This is a genomic window from Roseateles sp. P5_E1, assembly GCF_054049335.1.
Window position 1 is genome coordinate 1 of sequence record NZ_JBFUMN010000453.1, and the last position, 529, is coordinate 529.

At 69.2% G+C, this 529-nt stretch carries 1 protein-coding gene and 1 pseudogene; one reads left to right on the forward strand and one right to left on the reverse strand.

Annotated features, from left to right (window positions below; genetic code table 11):
- Nucleotides 1–255 (forward strand): substrate-binding domain-containing protein (locus tag ACXJKJ_RS32050; RefSeq protein ID WP_457395777.1); only part of this gene is annotated, 255 nt, incomplete at its 5' end.
- Nucleotides 256–269: 14 nt separating this feature from the next.
- Here ACXJKJ_RS32050 and ACXJKJ_RS32055 read toward each other — a convergent pair.
- Nucleotides 270–529: pseudogene (locus ACXJKJ_RS32055) on the reverse strand (glucose/galactose MFS transporter); the annotation flags it as partial.

Consider the following 529-nt stretch of genomic DNA (forward strand, 5'->3'; position numbering starts at 1 on the left):
GCGGTCTATCGCGTGGCCGGCCAACGGGGCCTGCGCGTCCCCAGGGACCTGTCGGTCTGCGGCTTCGACGACACGCCCATTGCCGGGCACATCTACCCGGCGCTGACCACCGTGCGGCAGCCCACCTCACGCATGGGCACGCTGGCTACCGAGCAGCTGATCGAGCGCATCCGCAGCCCGGACGGCGGCCGCATGGTCACCGTGGACCATGCGGTGCTCGTGCGTGAATCCACCCACGCACCGCGCCGCCGCTGAGCAGTGCGGCACCGCTAGGGGGAAAGGCGCGAACCCCGCCACGCGTAAAAGACGATGTACAGGTAGCACAGCATCGGCAGCAGGAACGACAGCTGCAGGCCGTGGTGGTCGGCCACCCAGCCCATCGCCAGCGGAACCACCGCACCGCCCACGATGGCCATCACCAGCAGGCTGGAGCCCTTGCCGGTCAACGCGCCCAGCCGCGCGATGGCGAGCGCGAAGATGGTCGGGAACATGATCGAGTTGAACAGCCCGATGCTGACCACCGCCCACT